A 756-nucleotide genomic window follows, 5' to 3' on the forward strand; every position below is an offset into this window, starting at 1 on the left:
CAGATCATCAACGGGCTGGTGCTGGGGAGCATGTACGCCCTGGTGGCGCTCGGGTACACGATGGTGTACGGGATCATCAACCTGATCAACTTCGCGCACGGCGAGGTGCTGATGGTCGGGGCGATGGTGAGCTGGACGGTGGTGACGGCGCTGGCGGACGCGGGGCTGCCGGGCTGGATGCTGATGCTGATCGCGCTGGCGTGCGCGATCGTGGTGTGCACGGTGCTGAACTACGCGATCGAGAAGATCGCGTACCGGCCGCTGCGCACGGCGCCGAGGCTGGCGCCGCTGATCACGGCGATGGGGATGTCGCTGCTGCTGCAGACGCTGGCGATGATCCTGTGGAAGCCCAACCCGAAGCCGTTTCCGCAGCTGCTGCCGACGGACCCGATCCTGCTGGCCGGTGGCGAGGTGGTGATCACGGTGACGCAGGTGGTGATCCTGGTGTCGACGGTGAGCATCCTCGGGGGGCTGCTGTTCCTGGTGAACCACACCAAGCTGGGCCGGGCGATGCGCGCGACGGCGGAGAACCCGCGGGTGGCCTCGCTGATGGGGGTGAAGCCGGACGCGGTGATTTCGGCGACCTTCATCATTGGCGCGGCGCTGGCGGCGGTGGCGGGCCTGATGTGGGCGGCCAACTACGGCACGGTGCAGCACTCGATGGGTTTCATGCCGGGGCTCAAGGCGTTCACGGCGGCGGTGCTGGGGGGCATTGGCAACCTGGCCGGGGCGATGGTGGGCGGGGTGCTGCTGGGG

Annotated in this window: 1 protein-coding gene; it reads left to right on the forward strand. The window is 68.4% G+C overall.

The genetic code is table 11. The features are described 5' to 3' along the window. A partial coding sequence (locus tag LZ017_RS21785; protein WP_241399031.1) for a branched-chain amino acid ABC transporter permease occupies positions 1-756 on the forward strand: 756 nt, incomplete at both ends.

It is taken from the genome of Pelomonas sp. CA6, from assembly GCF_022549225.1.
Classification (GTDB): domain Bacteria; phylum Pseudomonadota; class Gammaproteobacteria; order Burkholderiales; family Burkholderiaceae_C; genus Roseateles.